The 527-nt window shown below is 45.5% G+C and carries 1 protein-coding gene; it reads left to right on the top strand.

Annotation, left to right across the window (positions count from 1 at the left end):
* Nucleotides 1–138 precede the first annotated feature (138 nt).
* Nucleotides 139–527, top strand: a 389-nt coding sequence (locus R7O13_RS30620) for a DHH family phosphoesterase (protein ID WP_318305689.1), incomplete at its 3' end; no start/stop codon positions are given.

Here is a 527-nt window from a genome sequence, read left to right as displayed (position 1 = left end):
TAAAAAAGTGTGTATCGACTCGAAAAACGTTTGCGATTCCAAGACTATCGGGTGAATTGGCAACTCGAAAAAATTACATTTGAATCAATGGTCTATGCAGTACCAATAGTAACTTACCACTCACCACTAAGGACTCAAATGAAACGTTCACTACTTGGATTAACCATGATTGCCTCTTTCAGCTGCTTGGCTGAGGGCGCTTTGGATCTCACCACGCTTTCAAACAATAATACCGACAACCTCGTATGGGTTGGACATTTGAGCCCAGACACCGATAGTGCCGTTTCCGTTATCCTTGCGTCACACATCTACGGCGGAGAAGCAGCGTTAACTGGCGAAGCGAACCCAGAAAGTAAGTTTGTGTTTGAATTTTGTGGTATGGACGCGCCAAAAGTGAAGGCGGATTTCTCTTCTCACCACATTGGTTTGGTGGATTTCAACCAATCGACTCAACTTGCAAAATCGGTTGATCCAACTTCCATCGTGGCAATCATCGACCACCACGCGATGGGCAGTTCGCCAATCAG

Source organism: Vibrio sp. Y176 (genome assembly GCF_033438945.1).
The sequence above is the reverse complement of the archived record's forward strand: the minus strand, read 5'-3'. Positions and strand labels throughout refer to the sequence as shown.